At 71.1% G+C, this 21,233-nt stretch carries 15 protein-coding genes; 3 read left to right on the top strand and 12 right to left on the bottom strand.

Annotated features, from left to right (window positions below; all coding sequences use genetic code 11):
* Positions 1–81 precede the first annotated feature (81 nt).
* Positions 82–516: a hypothetical protein gene (locus AMA02S_RS42200; RefSeq protein ID WP_157430872.1), complete on the top strand. Its 435-nt coding sequence runs from the start codon at positions 82–84 to the stop codon at positions 514–516.
* Between the two features lie 266 nt (positions 517–782).
* On the opposite strand, the gene fxsA is transcribed toward AMA02S_RS42200, so the two are convergent.
* The gene (gene fxsA / locus AMA02S_RS28245) at positions 783–968 is read right to left on the bottom strand and encodes an FxSxx-COOH cyclophane-containing RiPP peptide (protein WP_067463779.1); all 186 of its coding nucleotides are present in this window, start codon (positions 966–968) and stop codon (positions 783–785) included.
* A gap of 211 nt (positions 969–1,179) precedes the next feature.
* Between fxsA and fxsT the strand changes: the two genes are divergently transcribed.
* Complete coding sequence (gene fxsT, locus AMA02S_RS28240; RefSeq protein WP_245667878.1) at positions 1,180–3,699, top strand: FxSxx-COOH system tetratricopeptide repeat protein; 2,520 nt, start codon at positions 1,180–1,182, stop codon at positions 3,697–3,699.
* A gap of 41 nt (positions 3,700–3,740) precedes the next feature.
* Here the strand turns inward: fxsT and AMA02S_RS28235 are convergent, their stop codons facing one another.
* The 3 genes from AMA02S_RS28235 to AMA02S_RS28225 form a co-directional block, all read right to left on the bottom strand.
* On the bottom strand, positions 3,741–5,063 hold the full coding sequence (locus AMA02S_RS28235; protein WP_245667877.1) for an HEXXH motif domain-containing protein: 1,323 nt from the start codon (positions 5,061–5,063) through the stop codon (positions 3,741–3,743).
* Entirely contained in the window at positions 5,060–6,331 is a 1,272-nt protein-coding gene (locus tag AMA02S_RS28230; protein ID WP_245667876.1) for an FxsB family cyclophane-forming radical SAM/SPASM peptide maturase, read from the bottom strand. The genes AMA02S_RS28235 and AMA02S_RS28230 overlap by 4 nt, the downstream gene beginning before the upstream one ends.
* A gap of 140 nt (positions 6,332–6,471) precedes the next feature.
* Entirely contained in the window at positions 6,472–7,944 is a 1,473-nt protein-coding gene (locus AMA02S_RS28225; protein ID WP_157430871.1) for a helix-turn-helix domain-containing protein, read from the bottom strand.
* Positions 7,945–8,147: 203 nt separating this feature from the next.
* Here AMA02S_RS28225 and AMA02S_RS28220 point away from each other — a divergent pair, with 203 nt between their 5' ends.
* Entirely contained in the window at positions 8,148–8,561 is a 414-nt protein-coding gene (locus tag AMA02S_RS28220) for a hypothetical protein (protein ID WP_067463774.1), read from the top strand.
* Here AMA02S_RS28220 and AMA02S_RS28215 read toward each other — a convergent pair.
* The 8 genes from AMA02S_RS28215 to AMA02S_RS28180 form a co-directional block, all read right to left on the bottom strand.
* Positions 8,548–10,446 (bottom strand): ATP-binding protein, encoded by a 1,899-nt coding sequence (locus AMA02S_RS28215; RefSeq protein ID WP_067463771.1) that lies wholly within the window; start codon positions 10,444–10,446, stop codon positions 8,548–8,550. The genes AMA02S_RS28220 and AMA02S_RS28215 overlap by 14 nt on opposite strands.
* A 242-nt stretch (positions 10,447–10,688) precedes the next feature.
* On the bottom strand, positions 10,689–11,879 hold the full coding sequence (locus tag AMA02S_RS28210; RefSeq protein WP_067463768.1) for an NADase-type glycan-binding domain-containing protein: 1,191 nt from the start codon (positions 11,877–11,879) through the stop codon (positions 10,689–10,691).
* Complete coding sequence (locus tag AMA02S_RS28205) at positions 11,876–12,427, bottom strand: phage tail protein (RefSeq protein WP_067463765.1); 552 nt, start codon at positions 12,425–12,427, stop codon at positions 11,876–11,878. The genes AMA02S_RS28210 and AMA02S_RS28205 overlap by 4 nt, the downstream gene beginning before the upstream one ends.
* A complete protein-coding gene (locus AMA02S_RS28200; protein WP_067463762.1) occupies positions 12,424–14,376 on the bottom strand; it encodes a putative baseplate assembly protein in 1,953 nt (650 codons plus the stop codon). Before AMA02S_RS28200 ends, AMA02S_RS28205 begins: the two co-directional genes overlap by 4 nt.
* Complete coding sequence (locus AMA02S_RS28195; protein ID WP_067463759.1) at positions 14,376–14,798, bottom strand: GPW/gp25 family protein; 423 nt, start codon at positions 14,796–14,798, stop codon at positions 14,376–14,378. The genes AMA02S_RS28200 and AMA02S_RS28195 overlap by 1 nt, the downstream gene beginning before the upstream one ends.
* A gap of 13 nt (positions 14,799–14,811) precedes the next feature.
* Positions 14,812–16,614, bottom strand: a complete 1,803-nt coding sequence (locus AMA02S_RS28190; RefSeq protein ID WP_067463756.1) for a VgrG-related protein — start codon at positions 16,612–16,614, stop codon at positions 14,812–14,814.
* A 9-nt stretch (positions 16,615–16,623) separates the two neighbouring features.
* Positions 16,624–17,328: a CIS tube protein gene (locus AMA02S_RS28185; RefSeq protein WP_067463753.1), complete on the bottom strand. Its 705-nt coding sequence runs from the start codon at positions 17,326–17,328 to the stop codon at positions 16,624–16,626.
* On the bottom strand, positions 17,328–17,756 hold the full coding sequence (locus AMA02S_RS28180) for a phage tail protein (RefSeq protein WP_218005142.1): 429 nt from the start codon (positions 17,754–17,756) through the stop codon (positions 17,328–17,330). Before AMA02S_RS28180 ends, AMA02S_RS28185 begins: the two co-directional genes overlap by 1 nt.
* Between the last annotated feature and the right edge of the window lie 3,477 nt (positions 17,757–21,233).

Below are 21,233 nucleotides of genomic sequence, written 5' to 3'. Positions count from 1 at the left end.
GGCCCGCGGTGCTGTCATCCAGGCGTCATCCACATTTGATCAATTACTTCGTGACCGTCACCGGCCATCTCCTGATCAGGGGTGGCCGAACGCGGTTCTGCGAGCGAATGTGAAATTGGGCTTGCAGTCGAGATCACTCGCGTCGGGCGAGGAGGCTGCTGCTGCGTCGCGGTGAAAGGGGAGATCGAAATGTCACCCTTAGATGAAACGCTGGTTCGGGCGAACGCGGAAGCCAACGACACCTTCGAGCGATTGCGGGAGGTGGTCGAGGCGAGAGTTCAGAGAGGTCAACAGCAGATCCACGTCCTTGAGGCCGCGAGAGAGTCCGGCCTTGAACTGGACGAGCGGCACCTCACGGATCTGCAGTTGCCGGAGATCGTTCCGGTCAATCAGATACTTCCCTGGCATGACTGGTTCCCGTTCCGGCCTCTGTGGTGCTGGTGGTGGCACTACCGTTATCCGTACTACCGGTGCTGCCCGTGGTGGTGGTACCGCTGCCATTGGTACGCCAGTTGACCTGCCCAGCTCCGCCGGCTCACAAGCGGTGACCGCACTACGGCAGCCTTGCGCGGAACGCCATCGTTCATGATGCGTCGCTGCGCAAGCCATACGGCCCTTCTTCGAATGAATATGAAGAAGGGCCGACCGTGGTGCGAATCCCGCACGCTTTGGGCTCCCGGAAAGTGAACGTCAGATTAGTGCCGGCCAAAGCGATCGGTGTGAGGGCACAATTGAACGTCAGAGTGCACTGAAGCTATCCGGAACCTGTACGAATGCGTGTCTCAGTCGATACTGTCGGTGTACGACGTGAACCCTGCGACGGGCGTGCTGTCGCGCCGGTCGGGGTCGAGGAGCTCCTGGACGACCAGCCCGAACACGGATTGATCAAGCTCATCAAGATCGTCGAGCGACAGCTTCGACACGTCGATCAGGCCGTCTTGCACATCATCGAGCCGTCGCGGCTGCATGAGCCTCTCCTCAGGCCGGAGTCTCTGGTACCAACGTGACGAGCTTACATACGGACCCATACGTGGGCCTAGGGGCACCCGGAAAAGATTTTCTCCACTCTATATGCTCCACACTTAACCGATTCACACTGAATGTCGCAAAGGGTTGCTATCGAGACCGTCGTTTCTCCCCTACCCTGTAGGCAACAAGCCGACCACGCGGAGGCGACTCGTGGACCGTTTGCAGACGGCCGAGGAAGGCCAGCGACGGAGCCCGGCGGTGTTGGGCAAGCTGCCGCTGCGCAACAAGAATTTCACGGGCCGCGAGGAACAGCTGGACGCGTTACGCTCGAATGTCTCGGGAGCTTCGACCACGGTCGCGCTGCATGCTCTTCATGGTATGGGCGGCGTGGGCAAGACCCAGATGGCGATCGAATACGCTTGGCGCTATCTGGACCAGTACGACCTGGTCTGGTGGATACCGGCCGACCAGCCCATGCTGGTCCGCTCGTCTCTCGCCCAGCTCGCCCCGTACCTCGATCTACCCCAGGCGGCCGCGGCCGGCGTGGACGACGCCGCTACCGCCGTTCTGGAGGCGCTGCGGCGCGGCGAGCCGTACGGGCACTGGCTGCTGATCTTCGACAACGCCGACCAGCCCGAGGACATCAACCAGATGATGCCCCGCGGGCCGGGGCATGTGCTGATCACGTCGCGGAACAACCGCTGGGAAGGCGTCGTCGAGACGATCTCCATCGATGTCTTCACCCGGGAGGAAAGCGTCGAGTTCCTGCGCAAGCGGGTCTCCACGTCGATGAAACCGGAGCACGCTGACAAGCTCGCCGAGGAACTGGGCGACCTCCCGCTCGCCCTGGACCAGGCGGGGGCGCTGCTGGCCCAGACCGGCATGACAGCGGCCGACTATCTGGACGCCCTGCATCGGGAAACGGGACAGTTACTCTCGGTCGGCAAGCCGAACGAGTACCCGATGTCGATGACGGCCGCGTGGCGCATATCGGTCACCAACCTCGGCCAGCGGATGCCCGAAGCGGTCGAGCTACTGCGCTGCTGCGCGCTGTTCGGTCCGGAACCGATCCCCCGCGACGTTTTCCGATCACGCGGTGTCCAGCGGCCGCAACTCGCCGAACTGCTGTCCAGGCCGATCCACCTCAGCCAGGCGATCGGAGAGCTCGGCCGGTACGCCCTGCTGAGGATCGACCTGGACAGCCGGACCGTGCAGGTCCACCGGCTGATCCAGGCGCTCGTCCGCGAGTCGCTCCCCGAACCCGAGCAGGAAGAGATCCGGGCCGACGTGCATCAACTGCTCGTCGGGGCGTTGCCCAAGAATCCCGATGAGGCCCGCTATTGGGAGGAGTTCCGCAACCTTGTCGCGCACCTCGAGCCGACCAAGGTGGAGACCAGCGTCAACGACAAAGTTCGGTCCATGGCGCTGGACATGACTCGCTATCTGTATCTCTCCGGAAACTTCTCATCAGCCCAGCGATACGTCGACCGCTTCATCGAGAACTGGTCGGAAAGCTCTGAGGCACCCGGAGCCGACGCGCTACGGTGCCTGCGCGAGAAGGGCAACATCCTCCGCGATCTGGGCAGGTACGAGGAGGCCTACGCGCTCAACCAGAGCACCTTGCAGAAGATGCGCGCCGCCGGTCTCCCCGAGGACGACATCTTCCCGCTGATCAATAGCATCGGCGCCGATCTGCGGGCCCGCGGGCGGTTCCGCGAAGCCCTCACGCACGACGAGGAGTCGAGGAGCGCGCACGTCGAGGCATTCGGCAGCGACGATCCGCGGGCCCTGCGCGCGACGAACAACCTGGCCGTCGACTACAGCCTCAGCAGCCGGTTCCCCGAGTCGATCCTCCTCCACGAGGAGGCGTACACCCTGGCAGACCAAGCCGGCCGTACCATCGGCGCCGCCTTCGTCCTGGCCATCTGGAACGGGCTTGCCCGGGCCACCCGGCTCAACGGCGAGTACAGCAAAGCATGCGACGTCGGCGAGGAGGCGTACGCCTACGGCTTGGAGCACCTGGGCCGGGACCACCCTTGGACGCTTCGGACCGCCAAGGACCTGTCCATCGCGCTGCGTCGGTTCGGCGAGGTGAGCCGCGCCGAGGATTTGGCGGGCGACGTTCACGGCCGATGCCTTCGCCTGTTCGGCCTCGACCAGCCGGACACGCTGGCGGCGGCGATGTCCCTGGCGAATGTCCGGCGCAACGCCGACAGGGTGCAGGAGAGCCTGGAACTCGCCGCCGACACTGTGCAGCGCTACCGCAGGGTCTACGGTCCCGACCACCCCTACACACTGGCCTGCACCGGCAACCACGCGCTGCTACTGCGGCTGATCGCCTCTCCGCTCGAGGCACGTGATCTCAACGAGCGAACACTGGCGGCGCTCGAGACAGCAGTGGGCAAGGATCATCACTACTACCTGACCGTCGCAACGAATTTCGCGAGTGACCTCGCCGAACTCCGCGACTTCCGGCGAGCCGTCGAGATCGGCGAGGACACGCTGCCGCGGCTGCGTGATCTGGTCCGTGAGGACCACCCCATGACGCTGGCCTGCGCCGGCAACCTCTCAGCGGACCTGCGTGCCCTCGGCCGGACCGAGGAGGCGGAGGGGCTGGCCGCCGACATCGAGAGCCGGTACGCCCGCATCCTCCCGCACGACCACGCCGATTTTCGCACCTTCAAGGAGCGCCGCCACCTCGACCTCGACTTCGACCCGCCGCCGATCTGATGCCCGCCTGTTCGGGTTCGAGCAGGCGGGCATTCGCTTGATCACGGCGCGGCGACGGCCTCGCCGCGCGTCCGCTCCCGCCACCGCGCAAGGTGTCGGTCAGCCGCGACCGCGGCCTTCGCCTCGGCCTCTGCCGGGATGGGCTCGGCGCACCATTCCTGGAGAGTCCGGTTCATCCCAGCGACGAACGTCTCGCCGGCTTCGGTGAGCCGCCCGCTTTCCCGCAGCGTCGTGATCGCACGGGCGGTGGCCGCCCGCCAGCGGGCGAACTCGACCTGCGCGCGTCCGGCCGCATCGCCGTCCTGTGCGGACCGCTCCCTTCTCCAGAAGCCAGCGATGCCCAGATGCGCGTAGACGCCCTGCATCAGCCCGGCGAGCGGACGAGGATCTTCCCGCCAAGGGGCGTAGTACCGGCGGCCATCGTCCGGCAGCGTGAGCGGGACGATGTCGATCAGCGCGGTGAGCTTGACGTGCTGCACCTCATGCGCCAGGGTCACGGCCAGCCCGGAGGCATCGCGTGGAGTGGACAGCCCGACGTTCCCGACGGCCTCCTTCGACGTCGCGCTGGCATCGCCCGCGACCGGCGCGGTGAGCGGGGTCAGCGCGGTGATCAGAGACCGGACCTCGTCGGCCACCGCGCGGTGCCTGTCGACCAGCAGCTTCCACGCCGAGACCAAGGTGGCCCGCCAGTGCGCGAGCTCTTGCTTGGTCAGCGGCCGATGGGCGAGGTTGGCACCGGGCATCCGATCGGGGTCCCACTCGTCCAGCGTGAAGGCGACCCGCGCCCCCCCGTGTTCAGCGGCCAGGCAGGGTAGGGCGGTCCAGCCCGGCCCGTCCTGGTACGGGGTCGCCGGGAGGCGGACTGTGCCCACCGAGGCGCCCGCCGGCCCCGAGCGGACGACGGCCCGACCGCTCCCCGCACCGGTGGCCACACCCAGCGACGGCAGGACGATCCGGCCCTCGTTCACCGGAAGCTCGACGGAGGCCGGAAACCCGGCCCGGACCGCGGCTGCGGCTGCGATCGCGCCCAGCCGATCGGCGCAGTCATCCAGGTCGGGTGACTCGCCGGACAGGTTCATCCCGGCCCGCAGCATCGAGGAGGCGATCGTCGGGTATCCGAGGACCGCCCGCGCCGCCGCCGGGTCGGCGCGCTGCACCGAGGCGAGCAGATCGTACGACTCCCTCACCGGCCGGGCGGTGTCCGGGTCGATCCGCATCGCGAGGTCCCGCACGCCGCGCAGGAGCAGGAGCCGTTTGCTCTGCTGGGCCGCCTGGAGGACCGCGACGGCCTCAGCGCCGCCACCGCCTGCCGCCATCTCACGGAAAACCTCATCGGGCACGGTGTGCCGGGCCAGATCCCTCACGCGGTTCCTTCCTTCCGCCCATCGTCCTCGGTGCGACGCCGCCCTTCCTTCCCCAGCGCGGCCACGTCCCGGCGCACGGTCGTGACGATGTGCGAGATGAGCCGGAACAGGTCACGGCAGTAGACGCTCGGGTTGGCGAAGCCGCTGCTCGCACGGTAGCGGTGCGGATACAGCCCGCCGCCGCAGATCCGCACCAGGTCGCAACTCTTGCATTGCTCGGAGAGGGCGCGCAGGCCGATCTGACGGGCGGCGAACGACGGCAGCATCAGCGCCTCGTCGAAGCTGTCGCGCGAGACGTGCAGCGGTGTGCGGGTCGCGCCCTCATAGGCGGCCTTGAGTGTATCCACCTGCTCGATGGCGCCATTGGTCTCGACGACCGCGGTGGCGGCGGGCGACAGGCCGACCGCCTCCGTCCGTGACGGACGGCCGAACGCCATCCGGATGATCTCGTTGAACAGCCGGATCCGCGTCTCGCGGAACGGCGCCCGGTACCACCGGTCGAAGATCTGGATGAGCCAGTCGCCATACGGTGCGGCCGCTTCGTCGGCCCCCGGGGGCGGGCTGTCCCACGTGCCGTGTGGAAGCAGGAAGTCCACCGCCGGTGGCCCGAACTTCAGCATCGACTCATAGGTAGCAACCGGATCATTGCGTAAGTCGACGGTGCTCAGGAGTCCCGAGAACAGATGCCGGTACCGCGGCTTCATCAGCTGTTCCAGCCCGGCCACCACCCGGCGGTAGCTGCCGGTCCCGTTCGCCGTCAGCCGGTGGCGATCGTGGCCCTCCTCGTCACCGTCCAGGCTGACGCTCACGCGCATCTCCAGCTCGGCGAACAGGTCCAGGAACTCCGGATTCAGCAAGATCCCGTTCGTCTGGAGGCTGGCGCCCACGGTCACGCCGGGGCCGACCGCCGACCGCAGCGCGGTCACGGCGTGCCGCAGGCTTTCCCGCCCGGCGAGCAGCGGCTCGCCACCGTGAAGGATCGCTTCGATCCGGGAGAGCCCGTTCGACTCGACGTGCTCGGCGATGCGCGCGGCGACCGTGTCGATCGTCGCGGCCGACATCCGGCGCGGCTGGTTGCGCCAGCTCTGGTCGGCCATCTCGTACATGTAGCAGTACGTGCAGGCCAGGTTGCATCTGCTATGAATTTTGATCACGAACTCGCGGAACGGCGTCGGTCGCCAGCCGTCCTCAAGGAGCGCCCGGACGTCCAGCCACGCGGGCCACCCAGGCCCCTCCGGCGCAGCCTCGGCTCCAGGGTCCAAGGCCAAACCAACCTCCACGATGGGTTCCGCACGCAGCGCTGGGCGGTGGGAGTCCCCCCATGGTCCGGTCAGGGTTGATGATGACACGCCCCCTCGGGCCACCGGTCGGCAATTGCAATTTGGGCATGCTTGGAGCAAGTCTGGCGTCATGTCTCACGGACCGCCTCGACGCCGGCCGCCGGACCGGACAGTTCTTCCAGGACCAGCGCGCGGACCAGCGGGTGCACCCGGATGGCGTCGTCGTCGACGTAGGCCAGCCCGGACCGTCCCAGCTCCTCGACGGCCCCGAACCGGTCGGCCAGCAGGGCGGTCAGCTCCGCGCCGGATTCCGTCGCGGACTCGGCCGAATCCGCGCCCGGGATCGGGACCGGGTCGACCGGGCTGCGCGCGCAGTGCCGTAGCAGGTTGATCGCCTCCGGCGAGCGGGTGCCGAGCTTGTTGGCCGCCAGGCCCCAGGCGATCTTGAGGGTCACCGGGTAGCCGGCCGGAGCGGCTACGTTCAGCGCTCGACCGGGCTCGCGCGACAACCGGACCAGGTAGTCGGCGATGCGCAGCCGCGGGAACCGATCGAGGAGCGTCGCCGCCTGTTCCAGGCCGAGCGGCAGGTCCCCCAACGCCTCGGCCAGCCGGTCCGCGTCGGCGGCGTCGTAGCGCCGCTCGTCCAGTCCCTGGCGCAGCCGCCGCTCGAAGAACTCGGTGCTCTCGGCCCGGCTGAAGCCCTCGACCTCGACGGCCCCGCCGACCCCGTCGGCGACGGACCAGGCGGGGTCTCGCGAGGTGATGAGGACGTGGCCGCGGCCACGGGGGATGAGCTTCAGGAGTTCGTCGGTGACGTGGCCGGCGTTGTCGAACACCAAAAGCCAGCGCCCGTCGAACGCGCCGTCCCGCAACGCCGCCAGTACCGCCCGTGCCGCTTTCATGATGTGCATGGAGCCGGAGAACTCCAGGCCGAGCCGGGACGCGAGTGCGGCCAGCGATGAGCCCGCCAGCGACGGCTCACCGGCCGGAATCCACGCCACCAGGTCGTAGCCGGAGCCCGGACCACGCGCGTACTCCACCGCGAGCTGAGTCTTGCCCACGCCTAGCAGGCCATACACCACCTGCACCCGGCCAGTGGAGAACCCCGCGGACAGCCGGTCCAGCAGCCCGGTCCGGCCGGTGAAGTACGGGTTGCGCTCCGGGACGGGGCCCTCGAAAGGACCGATGGCTCCTAGGAAGGGCCGCCCCCCGGCGGGTTGCGCCTGGTCTGGCGACGGCTCCCGGAGCCCCTCCACGATCCGCTTCACCAGCTGATCGATGTCCGCCGCGACGGGGACGTCCTCGGCCACAGGCGTCAGCCGGGTCGGGTCGGCCGCCTCCCACTTCTCCCGGGCCCTGGCGTTCAGCCGAGCCCTGGCCTCGGCGTCGCCCCCGGCGCATGCCTTGGTCAGGGCCTCGACGAACTTCCAGGCCGGCCGCCTCTCCCCGGACATCCGTTCGGAGATGACCGACTTCGAGTACGGCATGCGCTGTTCGAGCTGCCGCACCGACAGCTGATACTGATCGACGATGTTCCGCAGGCACTGCGCGAGCTCCCGAGGCTCCACGTACTCGCCGCGGAGTTCGGCCCATCTCGCCATCACGCCTCCGTCCAGGCCCGGACACCGGACGTCCGCCATTTGTCCTGATGCACAGGCGCGCTGACCTGTGCCCGGCGCTCTACGTGACGCCGGACACCCCTTCTCCAGATCAAGGGTGAAGTCGAGCCCGATCACCACGTCAGGAGACACAGATGGCCACGCGACCTTCACCCGAATCACGGCGGCCCGCCCCATCCAGCTCTGTGACACGCCCGGAGCGGGACCTGTTCCCCTGCGGCATCGACATCCCCGAGAGGGCCGCCCCGCCGCGGCGCGCCGAGCCGGCCGCCGGCCGCGCCGCTCAGCCGGAGGTCGACGGGCCGAGCCGGACCGTCGAGACGGCGTCCGCCGAGCCCGCGTCGCAGTCCTCTCCGAAGGCGCGGGAGCCACAGGGCCCGGAGCCGACGGTGACCCCGGCGAGGCGCCGGTCCAAACGGCTCTGGACGCTCGGTGCCGTCGCGGCGTCCGGGGCGGCCCCGGCCGGGGTGTTCCTGCTCAGCCAGCGGCCCGCGGTGGCCGCGGCGGCGGGGGCGGTCGCCACCCTCTACATCGCGGCGCTCACCACTTACCGCGACATCCGCAATGCCCGTGACAACCACGAGATCACTGACCGGTGATCAGGGTCTCGACCAGCGCCTGCTGGTGCCCGGGCAGCGGCGGATCCGCCGCTGCCCGGGCCCGGACGGCCAGTTCGGCGGCTTGGGCGGCGTCACCGAAGAGCACCCACGCCCGGGCGGCGCGGAGCAGGACCGGACCGCTCCGGGGCGCGGACGCGACGATCTCGTCCAGCTCTTCCAGCAGGTCGCCCGGTCCGCCGCCGGCGTGCATGGCCAGGGCGAGCATCCGCGCGGCCCGCTGGGCGGCCGGCGCCCGCCCGTCGACGTGCGCCAGATCGTCCAGGGCGGGCTGGGCCTGCCCGAGGTCCGCCCGTAACTCGCCGCGCAGCCGGCGGGCTTCGACATTGCCCGGACCGCTCTGCCTGAGCACGTCGTCCAGGGCGGTGAGCGCGGACTGCGTCGAGCCGGTGGCCCAGAATGCCCTGGCCAGCCCGATCTGCACGAGCGGATCCGCGGGCGCCCGGTAGGCGGCGGTGCTCAGCTTCTCCATCGCCCCTTGGTGGTCGCCCTGCTCAAGCAGCAGGCGCCCGATGGCGGCGAGCAGGCGTCCGGTCTGGGGGAGGTCACCGACATAGGCATACTCCTCGGCGGCCACCCGGTAGTGCTCCTCGGCGTCCTCCAACTGCCGCCGGTGAAAGGCGATGTCACCCAGCAGCGACCGCGCCTCGGCCGAGATCCGGCGTTCCGGGCCGCCGCTCCGCAGCGCCGCCTGGGCATGGCGGGTCGCCATCGGCAGGTCGTCCGCGGACATCGCCAGCCGCGCGGCCATCAGGCTGTCCTGCGGATCCGGTGGAACGACCGGTTCCCGGACGTCCAGGATCCGGCGCAGAGCCCTGGCCATGAGCGGAAAGCGCAGGTCGAAGCCGGTCTCGCCGACCTTGATCAGGTAGCGGTTCTCCAGGGCCCGGAGCACCGAATCCGGCATCTCGGCGCGTGCGGCCGCCTGCGACACGGTGCGGGCCCCGTCACCGGCGTCGACGAAGGTCCGGCGCATCCACGTGCCGACCTCGCACGTCTGCATGCCGTGCTCGCCGGTGATGCCGTCCAGCACCGGAACGCAGTACGCCGCCAAGGCCAGTTCCGGCTCGGGCAGTTGCCCAGCGGAGATCGTCGCGTCCTCCGGGGACAGTTCCCCCCAGAGCGCCTGGAGGGTGATCTGCAGCAGCAGTGGCTCGACCGCCGGTTCGGCGAGTGCGTCCACCAACCGGCCGGCCACTCCAGAGGCGAAGCCCACCGCGGAGCCGACGGTCGGCAGCACGACGGCGTCGAGCGCGCCGTCCCGATCAAGGGGTCCGAGCACGTAGGGATCTGTGTGCCCGAGGACGTCGCGGACCGGGCCGAGGTCGGCCAGTTCCGCGATCCGCACCGAGACCAGCAGGTGGACGTTCGGCGCAGCCGCCGCGGCCTTCGCGAGTTCCTCCAGGAACTCCCGGCGCTCTGGTCCGGACAGGACGTGATGGAACTGGTCGACAGCCACCAGCGTCGGTACGGCCGCGCCGGCGGGACCGTACTGCTCCTGGCAGCGCAGGAACTCGACCATTCCCAGGCTTCCGCTGTGAGGCGGTTCATTCCGTTGCCAGGACAACAGCAGACCCATGACGTAGGGATTGCAGTCCGCCACCGCGGGGGCCGGGGGTCTCGGCACGGTGCCGTCCCCGACGTCCCCGATCGGCAGGACCCTGACCCCGTCGTCGTTCAGGCGCCGGACGACCCCGGCCCGCAGCAGGGAGGTCTTCCCCACCCCCGCTTCACCGGCCAGGATGGTCAGCCGGTTCCGCCGCCACCGATCCACCAGCTCGCGGATCTCATGCTGACGGCCGAAGAAGCGGCCCCGATCCTGCTCGTCGAACGTCTTGGCCCCCACCCACGGGCTGACCCGGTTCACCTTTCGGGCCGCTCCCCTCATCGCAGGCCAGCAGAACCACCCCCCGAGATCCGGCGGAGCGCGCAATGGCCAACTCCACTGAGAGTTGCTTATCACGTCAGCTTGGTAATTCACCACCTCGTGCGATGAATCCGGCGAAGGGCATTCACCGTGATCAGGCACGTGGAGTCGACCATCTTGCCCATCTCCGAGCAATCGGGGTTGTGCGCGGCAGGCGGTGCAGCGACACCCGGGGCTGGAGCTCAGAGGGTTTTGATCTTGGCTCGGGTGAAGAACTCGACTTCGGCTATGCAGACCTGGCGGTTGGGGGCGGCGCCGTAGGCGGAGCGGATGGTGAGGCGGACCCGGACGACGTTGTTTCCGCGGAGTTTGAGTTTCTGCGGGCCCGGGGCGTCGTCGAGTTGCAGTTCGGTGGTCCTGGTCGTGTCGTCAGAGGAGAAGACGGTGGCGTCCAGGATCTGGGGGCGGGCCTGGGTGGCGTACCGGTCCGGTTGCTTCGAGATCCCCGGGGTGATGATCACGTTGAGGAGGCGGCGGGGCTGGATGAAGGACGCCTCCAGGAAGACGCCCTGGCCACCGCCGCCGTAGCCGGTGCCCCAGAAGGTGTCGCTCAGCCCGTCGAAGGCGAGCCCGGCTCCGTGCTTGGGGTCGGAATGCGACGCCTTCGCCGTGTTGGACGTCACGGGCACCCGCCTGACGAAGTGGTCGACGATGCCGTTGCCCACGTCGTCCGCCTTCACGATGACCGTCCAGAGCAATGACACGCCCAGCAGGGACAGCACCACGAGACTCAGCATGCGGCCGGGGGCGCGGCGCAGCCTCGGCCGGTCGCCCGCCCAGGGCGCCTCCCGGTCCCGGCCGCCCTCGAAGATCCGCTGCCACCAGGTCCGGGTACGGGAGCCGTTCTTGTCCGCGGCCGCCAGGCGCATCGCGCATTGGCGGCAGAAATGCCGGTCGGGCGGGTTCGGGGTGTCGCACCAGGGGCAGGGGACGCCGCCGGACCAGTCCGGGCGCTCGATCGCACGCATGCGGGGGCGGGCGGCCTCGGGACGGCCGGGCAACACCGGCGTGGGGCCCTGGGGCGCGACGCGGGTGTCGCTCTCCGGCGCCACCGGGACCAGCAGCCGCCGGGCCCGCTCATCCCGCGCGGGCGGCTGTTGCGGCCGCGCGGCAGCGGACGGGACGTCCCGCGCGGCCGTCCGGGGGCGGGGGGAGGCCGCGGGCGGCCGCTCGGTGTGTGCGGGCGGCGGCTCTGGCGGCTCGGTGTGCGCAGGTGGCTCGGCGTGCGCGGGGGGCCGCTCGGTGTGCGCGGGCGGTGCGGGCTGGGCCGGGGCTTCGGGCTGTACCCAGCTCAGCACCGCGCCGCAGCGGTCGCAGAACGACCCGCTCTGATCGGTGGCCCCGCAGTCCGCGCAGGTTCCAGCGGAGGTCACTGCCCCGCTCCTTTCTCGACGACGTGCACGATGTAGGGGACGTGGGCGGGACGGGCGGCGGCGACCAGGGCGTCCAGCCGCCGCACGTCCACCGCCGACGGGTCGGGGACTCTGAGGGTCACCTCCAGGCGGGGCTCCGGCTCGCCCGGGAACGTGCCCAGCGGCCGCTCCGACCAGGCCGCGCCGCCGCTCTCGGCGATCTCGGGCGTCACACCGAAAGCCAGATGGACGGCCGTGGCCAGACCGCGGGGGGTGCCCCGCAGCCGGTGCAGGGCCGTCGCGGACGCGACCGCGCCGCGGGCCTGCGCCTCGGGCTCGTCACCGTGCAGCTCCGCGCCGACCCAGTCGGCCAGCCAGCCGACGAAGTCGGCCGGGGCCAGCCACGGCGAGAAGTACGCCTCCAGACAGTCCAGCGCCGACAGCAGCGGGGCGAACAGGTCGTCGAGACCGGCCACGTACCGCTGGGCGAGGTCGTCCTCCGCGAACACCGAGGGCAGTTGCGGGCCGAGCGGGTGCGGTGAGAGCAGCCCGTCGACGGCGCCTCTCATGACGCGCCTCCCAGCACCCGGACCTTGTGGTCGTAGGAGAACACCAGCGCGGAGGCGTCCAGGTCGATCCGCTCCACCGCGTCGCCGCGTTTGCCGGTCAGCGGGTCGGCGGCGTGCAGCCGCACCTCGTCGACGAGCTCCACCCCCGGCACCCGCTGGAGCACGGCGAAGACCTCGCCCGCCTGGAGGGGCCGCCCGAACGGCCAGCCCCGGCCGTCCGCGCCGCCGGTCAGCGGATCGAGATGGGCGTGCAGGGCGTCCAGCGCGGCGAGGCGGACCCGCTCGGCCTCGGCGCCGACGAACGCGTGCAGGGTGGAGACGACCGTGACGCCCTGGTAGAACGGCGGGCCCACCGCCAGCCGGATACCGATCGGGCGCCGCTCGTCCAGATAGCGGGTGACGCGGCGGAGCAGGTCGTCGCCGGGCACGAGCTGCTCGAACCGCAGCCGCCCGCCCGGGTCGGCCACCGCCTGCGGCACCACCAGGACCCGCACCGCCCCCGCGCCCGCCTCGTCGACGGGCAGGCAGCGGATCCGGGCGGTGTCCGGTGCGGCACGGCGGGCCAGTTCCTCGTAGTCGCGCGCCGTCACCGCCCGGTCCTGGGCGCGCAGCGCGACCGGGGCCCGCCGCTTGGCCTCCTCCAGGGTCTCGGCGTCGACCCCGCCGCGGGCGGCCTCCCGGTTCTCCACCCGCGCGACGAAGGGGATCGAGGTGCGCAGGACGCTCAGCGCCCCGCGCGCCACGTTGCCGATGCGGCCGCCGCCCGTCCGGTAGCGGCTCGCCCGCACCACCGCCCCCTTGCCCGGCACGGCGCCGTGCTGCCGAAGCAGTCCGTCCGGGGTGCGGACCGCGGGCCCGAACGAGATCTCGCCGGTCGCCGCGTCGAGCCGGAAATGAGGGTCGGCGGGCCCGGACGCGGCGAAGTGGTCGACCACCTCCCACCGCTGCCAGCCCTCACCGTCGGAGGACTCCAGCATGAGCGGCGGGTTCCCGGCCACCACGGGGGCGTACTCGGTCCGGAACCGCTCCCCCGGGACGCCCGCGGCCTCACCGAGGACGTCGTCCTGGATCATCTCGGCGTGAACCGCGCCGGTCGTGCCGCCGATGGTGGCGGCCTCGGCCGCTCGGACGGTCGGCGACACAGAGTAGAAGGGTTGGCCTGGCCTGGCCTCGGTCACGCGGCAGCGCAGCCATCCGGCCTCCTGGAGGCCGATACGGGACATCACGTGCCCGCCCGGGACGTGCAGGACCACCTCCCCGGGCCGGTTCAGGCCGCCGGTGCCGTCGGAGGCGACCTCGCACTCCCCCCAGCCCTCGCTGGTCCACGCCTCCCAGAGCAGCGGCGGCTGGCGGGGGTCGACGCCGACACCGTCGACCCGGCTGTCCACCTGGATCAGCACCGCGCACGACGGAACCGCCGCCGACAGCCCGATCGCCAGCACGTCCCCCGGCCGGGGCGCGGCGGAGAAGCAGGCGAAGTCCTTCTCGGCCCCCAGGTCGGCGGTGTGGTCGACCGGCGGCCCGCCCTCGGCCTGCACGGCGATCCCGGTCAGCTCGCACGGCACGATCCGCAGGTCCCGCGCGGTGGTGAAGACGACGGCCTCTTCCTGCTCGGTGCGCTGGGTGGCGATCTCCACACCGGTGGGCAGCCACACGTCCTCCTCCTGCGGCGCCGACAGCCAGAACGTCACGTCCGTGCGGGCGGCGGCGGGCGGCAGCAGCGTGATGCCGAGCAGTTCCAGGAACGTCACGTAGTTCTTCTCCGGCACCCGGTTCAGCCGGTAGACGAGCTGGTCGACCATGTGCGCGACGGCCTCGATCAGCGTCACGCCGGGGTCGGAGACGTTGTGGTCGGTCCACTCCGGGCAGCGCTGCTGGATGTAGCGCTTGGCGTCGTCCACGAACTGCTGGAACCGCCGGTCGTCGAGGTTGGGCGCGGGCAGGGGCATCAGGCTTCGCTCTCGGGGGACGGGTCGTCGTGCGACGGGATCACATAGAACGGGAAGACGAGGTTGCGCGGGTTGTTGGTACCGCGGATCTCGTAGCGGACGTCGATGAACAGCACCGTGCCGTCGTCGGGGGACACGCTCACCCGCACGTCGGAGACCTCGATGCGCGGCTCCCAGCGGTCCAGGCTCGCGCGCACCTCGTAGGCGATGCGGCCGGCGGTCTCCTCGTTGACGGGCGCGAACACCAGGTCGTGGATCGCGCAGCCGAACTCGGGCCGGGTCGGGCGCTCGCCCGGCGCCGTGACCAGCACCAGCCGTATCGCCTCCTCGATCTCCCGTTCCCCGGTGACCAGCACGATCCCGCCCGACGCGGTGACCCGCATCGGGAACCCCCAGCCCGCGCCGACGAACTGTTCCCCCATGACCTCTCCTCGCTCACGCCGGCACGATCATGACCGGCATGTGGTTCTGCGTGAGCACCCCGGTGACGTTGGCCTTGCCGAGGACCTCCAACATCCCGGTGACCGTGACGTTCGCCGCCGTCAGCGCGATGTTCGCCCCCGCGAGCCCGATACTCGGCGCCTGGACGGCGAGCCGCGTACCGGCGTTGACCGTCACCACGGCGCCCCGGAGCGTCACCGCGCGGGTACCGGAGATCTCCACGGAGCCGTTGCTGTCGATGGTGAGCCGGGTGCCGGTCTGCTGTAGCTCGATGGACATCCGGTCGTCGCCGCTGGAGACCGTGACGCCCCGCCGGCCGGGCGCGTCCACCAGTTCGATCCTGTTGCCGGTACGCGAGGCCACGCTGCGCCAGTTGACCCGCCCGCTCGGCCCGACCAGCGGCATCCGCTGGTACCTGGGAAGCTTGTCGCGGCCGTTGTACAGGCCACCGATGACATAGGGGTGGTCGAGGGCGCCGCGGTCGAACGCCACCAGCACCTCGTCCCGCACGTCGGGCATGAAAAGCCCGCCGCCGCGGACCCCGCCGTACTGCACGACCCGTGCCCAGTCACTGACGTAGTTCTGGTCCAGCCAGGGGAAGGTCAGCTTGACGCGTCCCTGCCGCTGCGGGTCCTGGATGTCGGTGACGACCGCGGTCACCACCCCGTGCATCTTGGGTGCGGCGGGCGCCCCGCCTCCGGAGGCCAGCCCGAACAGCGAGCGGTGCTGGCGACCGGACACCGTCAGCCACGTCTCGTACCGGTCACCGGCCATGAACACGTGCCGGGCGGTGGTGACGGTGTACTTGCCCTCGAAGGGCTGGCCGACCTTGTTCACCGCGACCGGTAGCCCGGGCCGCAGCTTCGGGTCGCCGCGCACCTCGGCCTCCAGCTCGGCGAACGCGCCGCTCACATCGGCGGCGAGCGATGCCGCGGCCTCCTCGACCTGAGCGTTGGTGTCGTACGGGACGTCGGTCCCGACCAGCTTGGCCGTCCCGAACGGTTTGGTCGCCGCCCCGCTGGCCAACCCGATCTCCAGTTCGGGATTGGAGACGGCCGGACTCCGCGCGACCATCGCCTTCTTGCGCTGAACGTCCCAGCCCCGCACCTGTACCTCGCGCACCTGGTCGGAGGCGGTCACCCCCATCCGGCAGCGCAGCAGGTTGACCCCGAACTGCAGGACGTACGGGCTGGACGCGGCCGTGGCGCCCTTGCCCGGGGCGCCCGACGCCGGCTTCGGGTCGACGAACTGGAACGCCCCGTCGTCGGAGAAGTAGACCTCGACGCCGTTCTCCCTGGCCAGCCTGGTCAGGAACTCCCCGTCGGTGACGTTCGGCTGGGTGATCATCTCGTACACCGTCCGGGTCTTGTCGATCCGGCCGATCTTCAGCCCGTTCTGCCGCGCCAGAATCCTGGCGATGTCGGAGGCGGTCATCTGCTGGTAGCCCTTGACCCGGCGGGTGCGCAGCAGCCGGTGCCCCGGATCGTGGCCCCGCACGACACTGAACTTCCCGGTCCCGTCGAAGTCGGCCTCCAGCGCGGTGACCTCCCCGGTGAGCAGCGGCTTGCCCCCGTCCCTGCCACTGGCCTGCGCGCGCAGCTCGACCTTTGAGCCGATCTTCACCCGCATCGCCGCCAGTGCCCGCCGGCCCGGATCCCGGAAGGTCAGCTGGAAGGAGGAGGGCACGTTCACGCTAGTGTCCACCCACGCCTCGATCAGCTTCTTCTTCAGCTCGTTCGCCAGCGGACGACCGTCGATCGTCACCTTGAGCTGGTTGGTGTAGGTCCCCTTCGACATGTGCTCCCCTTATCCCCGAACGTCCTCGGCGGCCGGCAGCAGCAGCTCCCGCCCCGGCGCGAGCCGCATCGGGTCGTCGATCCCGTTGGCCTCGGCGATCACCCGCCACTCCGTCGCGTCGCCGTACTCCAGCCAGGCCAGGGACTGCAACGTGTCACCCGCCACCAGCCGGTGGACGCTGCGCGCGGTGAGCGCCCCCGAGGTCGGGTTCTGTCCGGGCGTGTCCTGCGGGATCTCCTCCAGCGACACCTGGCAGACCGCGCGCACCGGAGCCCCGGTGGAGCTGAACAGCGTGTAGGACGCGCTCACCTGCCGCACGTACGCGACGAACCGCACGGTGGTGAACTCGCCCCACTCGAAGATCACCCAGGGTGGCGACCCCCGGTCCGGCAGGCTGGACGGCGCCGGCCGCAGACACGAGAACAGCGCCTCCACCTCGTCGCGGACCCTGATGTGCCCCGGACGGTCCGAGGCGTCGAGGAAGATCTCCAGATTGAGGCCCTGCTGCTCGCTCCCCAGGAACTCCACCTGGGCCCCGGCCCGGGTCGCGACCGCGGGGCTGTAGCGCCAGTTGGCCGACTTGGACAGCTCCAGCTGCGCCGGATTGAACTGAAACCTGATCTTCTTCATCAGCCCGCCCGGCCGCGTCCCGTCCCCCGCCGGCGGGTTGTGGATGCTGAGCGACGCCCGGACATGACTCGCCTTGCCCGCCATCAGCCCGTGAACCCGTGGTGCGCGATCTCCAGCACCTCGGTCGCCACCGCGGGGCTCGCGGGATCGAGCGTCGGTCCCGTCCAGCTCACCGGCACCACGTCCAGCAGCCCCCACCGGGCGACCAGCGACCCGTCCGCCCGCAGCGCCTCGATCTGCGCCGTCGGCCGGCGGATCCCGGTCGTCACCGAGGAGATCCAGGCCATCACCCGGGTCGTCTCCTGGTTGATCGGCCTGGTCAACCGGACGTTGGAGTGCCTGACACGGGACGGCAGCTGCCACACGTACCCGTTGTTGCCGCCCTCCTCCCGCTGTTCGATGTCCACCTGGGCGGCGAGCCCCTCGCATCCGTTGAAGTTCCCCAGGCTCTCCCCGTCGATCGTCAGCTTGAAGTACAGCGTCGAGCCGGGATCCTTCTTCTTCATCGTCATCGCATTCCGTTCAGTAGGTCCGCAGGTCGCGCAATCGCCCGACCCGCTCCCGGTCCGTCCGCAACTCCGCCCGCAGCAACCGCGAGAGCGGCCCGATCAGGCGCCGGGCGAGCTCGTCCAGCTCGGCGTCGTCCGGCCGTCCCCCTGCCCGGCCCTGCTGCTGCGAGGTCGATTGCGCGGGTGAAGGCGCGGGTGAAGGAGACGGCGCTTTCGGCGGAGGCGAAGGCGGAGGCGGTGGCAGTGCCGCCTCCCGGCGCTGCACCGGTGGCGCGGGTGCGGGAACGGCGACGGACCCGGTGGCCCCCCTCTCGACGGGGTGGCGAGGGGAGGCCACCGGACCGGCGCCGGGCATCTCCGGAACGGGTCGGATTCCGGGTGCCTGGCGTACCGGACCGGGCGGCGCGGCCGTGCTCGGGGATGCCGCGACGCGCTGGACCGGCGGTGCCGCCGAAGCGGTCGGCCGAACCGCACCGGCGATCTCGACACGCCGCCTGAGTACGGCCGGCGCGGCCGCACCGGCGGTTCTGGTCAGGGGCCGAGCCGTCCACGGGGCCGCATCGGCCCCGTCTTCAGGCACGGACTCGGCGACGGGCGCGCTCTGTGACGGGGCCTCGCCGCCCAGGTCAGGTCGGACGACTCTGCGAACAGGCCGACCGGCGACACCGCCCGCCGTCGATCGCTGGACCGGACGGACGGCTTCCGCCCGTCCCGGCCGCGGTGCACCGGACCCGTGCCCGGCCCGGACCAGGGAAGGTGAAGCCACCGCCCGGACGGGAGCCCTGCCCACCGGACGCCGAGCCGGTTGCTCGGCGATCGGGGGTTCGGGTGACGGAACACCCGAATCGGAAGACTCCTCCGTCGGCGTCGCGACGGGCGAGGGCGCGGCAGGCCCAAGGTCTCGGGCCGGCAGGGAGGACGCGGACGTCCCCGGCCCTGCCATCGAGCGCTGGACCGGCGCGCCCAGCCCCGCTCGCCGCGCCGGTCGCGAGGCAGGGCCGGCCCCCGGAGTCTCGGCTGACCCTGTATTCACCGGCTCCGCCGGTCCCCCCGAGACGGTCGAGGTCAGGCTCCCGTGCCGCCCTGTTCGGACGACGGTGGGCGGCGCGACTGGTGCACCCGGTTCCGCCGTCCCGTCACCCGTGAGGATTTCCGCGCCCGGACGCTGAACCGGCTGGACGGGCCCCGGCCGTACGGCCGCCCGTTGAATCTCCGTCCCGGCCGGGCCGTCTGTCTCCGGCGGCAAGGCTCCAGCGGGTGGGCGCATGCCTGATGGGGCAGAGCCGCGCTCCGCCGCATCACGCTGCCCGACCCCGCGCTGAACCGGAGGCCCGGCAGTCGGGACCGCAGGCAACGGCGCACCCAGCCCGGCACGCCGTGCCGGCGGCGGGACCTTCGAGCCCGAACGCTCGGGCCGGGACGTCGGAAGGGAGGCTGGGGCGCCCTCCACACCACGCCCCGACACCTCGCTCGGCGCACCCGGACGACCGCCACCACGCCTTTCCGGCTTCCCCGCTACCGCCGGCCTCCCCGCCGGACCCGGACTGGACCCGTCCTCCGGTTTGTCCCTACTCGGAGTACTTGCCGAACGCTGAACCGGACGCCCCGCCCCAGGCAGAGGAGACGAAGCGCCCTCACCACTGTGTCCATTCCCATCCGACCGAACAGGCGCAGATGACGCGTCCGCGCTCTCCTCCACTCCTGGGGGCCGCACCGAACGCTGAACAGGCTGCGGGGGCCGACCGACACCACGCTCCCGCGGCTCCCCCGGCACAACCGAACCACTGGGCGTGGCAGGCTGCCCCGTCGAAACAGCCCCACCCGACGCCGACCGCGCACGCTGAACCGGAAGCTCGGACTCGGGACGTACAGACGGGACGCTCTCCCCACCACGCCCTGGCAACTCACCCGGCACAACCGTCCTAACCGGCGAAGCGGGTCGGGTGTCGTCCGCGGGCTTGCCCTCGGCCAGAGCCTGCTGCGGAGGCTGAACTGGCAGTTCGGACTGAGGCGCGCGTGGACCAACCCCACGCTCTGCTGCCTCCCTCGCCGCCACCGGCCTCCCCGGCGAAACGAGACTGGACTCGTCCGCCGGCCTGTCCCTGCTCGGAGCAACTGCCGAACGCGGAACCGGACGCCCCGCCCCCGGCAGAGAAGACGAAGTGCCCTCGTTACCGCGTCCACTCCCATCCGACCGAACAGGCAGAGAAGACGCGTCCGCACGCTTCCCCGGCACAACCGAGCCAGCAGGCGGGACGGGCTGCTCCGTCGGAACAGCCCCACCCGAACCCGACCGCGAACGCTGAACCGGAAGCTCGGACTCGGGAAGCACAGACGAGGCGCTCTCCCGACCATGCCCCGACATCTCAACCGGCGCGCCAGGGGCGGCCCCGTCCGCAGGCTTCCCTTCGGTCAAAGCCTGTTTCGGAAGCTGAACCGGCCGCCCGGACTGCGGCGCGCGCCGACCAACCCCACGCTCTCCTCCCTCCCTCGCTACCGCCGGCCTCCCCGGCGAAGCGGGGCTAGACCCGCCTGCGGGCTTGCTTGTAGCGGAAGCCTCAACCGAACGCTGAACCGGACGCCCCGCCCCCGGTGGAGAGGACGACGTGACCTCGGCACCACGTCCACTCCCATCCGACCGAACAGGCGGAGAAGACACATCCGCGTGCTCCTCCACACCGGACGTCTGCAGCGGCCGCTGTACCGGCCGCGGGGGCCGACCGACACCACGCTCCCCCGGCACAACCGAGCCATCGGGCGGGATGGGCTGCCCGGTCGGGCCTCCCTGCGTTTCTACCGGCTGACCCGGCGAAGGCGGTTTTGCTGTGGAGCGCTGGGCTGGCGGGCCCGTGGGGGCTTCCGGTGATGCCGGCGGAGGGGTGTGCCGGCCCGCGCGCCGAGCAGGTCGTCCTTCGCGGGCTGGCATGCGCTGCACCGGACGCCTGGCGGTTGGAGGCGCGGACGCGCCCGCGCCTGGTCCGGACGGCGGTGCTGGTTCGTTGGTCGGTTCAGGCCCGGCACTGCCGCCCTGGTCGTCCGCGGGCGGGCCTTCCTGGCTGCGTTGGACCGGCGTGTCAGCGGACGGTGCCGGTGGCCGGGGCTTGAGCGCGCGGACCTGGCGGGTCGGCCGGCTCACGTCCCGGGCCGTGGTCAGGGGTGTCGCGGGACGCGAGCCAAGGCCGGTCGCCGGTGGCGGCTCCGGATCGGACGGCGGAGGGGCCAGCGGCATCGGCGGGGACGAGCCGGCCTGAATCGGGCGGGGTGGGTCCTGCGTAACGCTGCTCGGCGCGTCCAGGCGGATCCGGGGGGTGATCACTCCCGAGAAGGAGGGGGATTGCCAGGTGGACAGGGTCGTGCCGAAAGAGGCGTTGGAGATCGTGCCCATCGGGGATGGGCGGCTCGACGCCGGCAGGGTGCGCCAGCCGGCGTCGGGGCCGTCGGGAGTGTCCGGGGTCGCCGCCGGGCGGGGACGCCGGGAGA

Source organism: Actinomadura macra NBRC 14102 (assembly GCF_001552215.1).
Lineage (GTDB): Bacteria > Actinomycetota > Actinomycetes > Streptosporangiales > Streptosporangiaceae > Spirillospora > Spirillospora macra.
The sequence above is the reverse complement of the archived record's forward strand: the minus strand, read 5'-3'. Positions and strand labels throughout refer to the sequence as shown.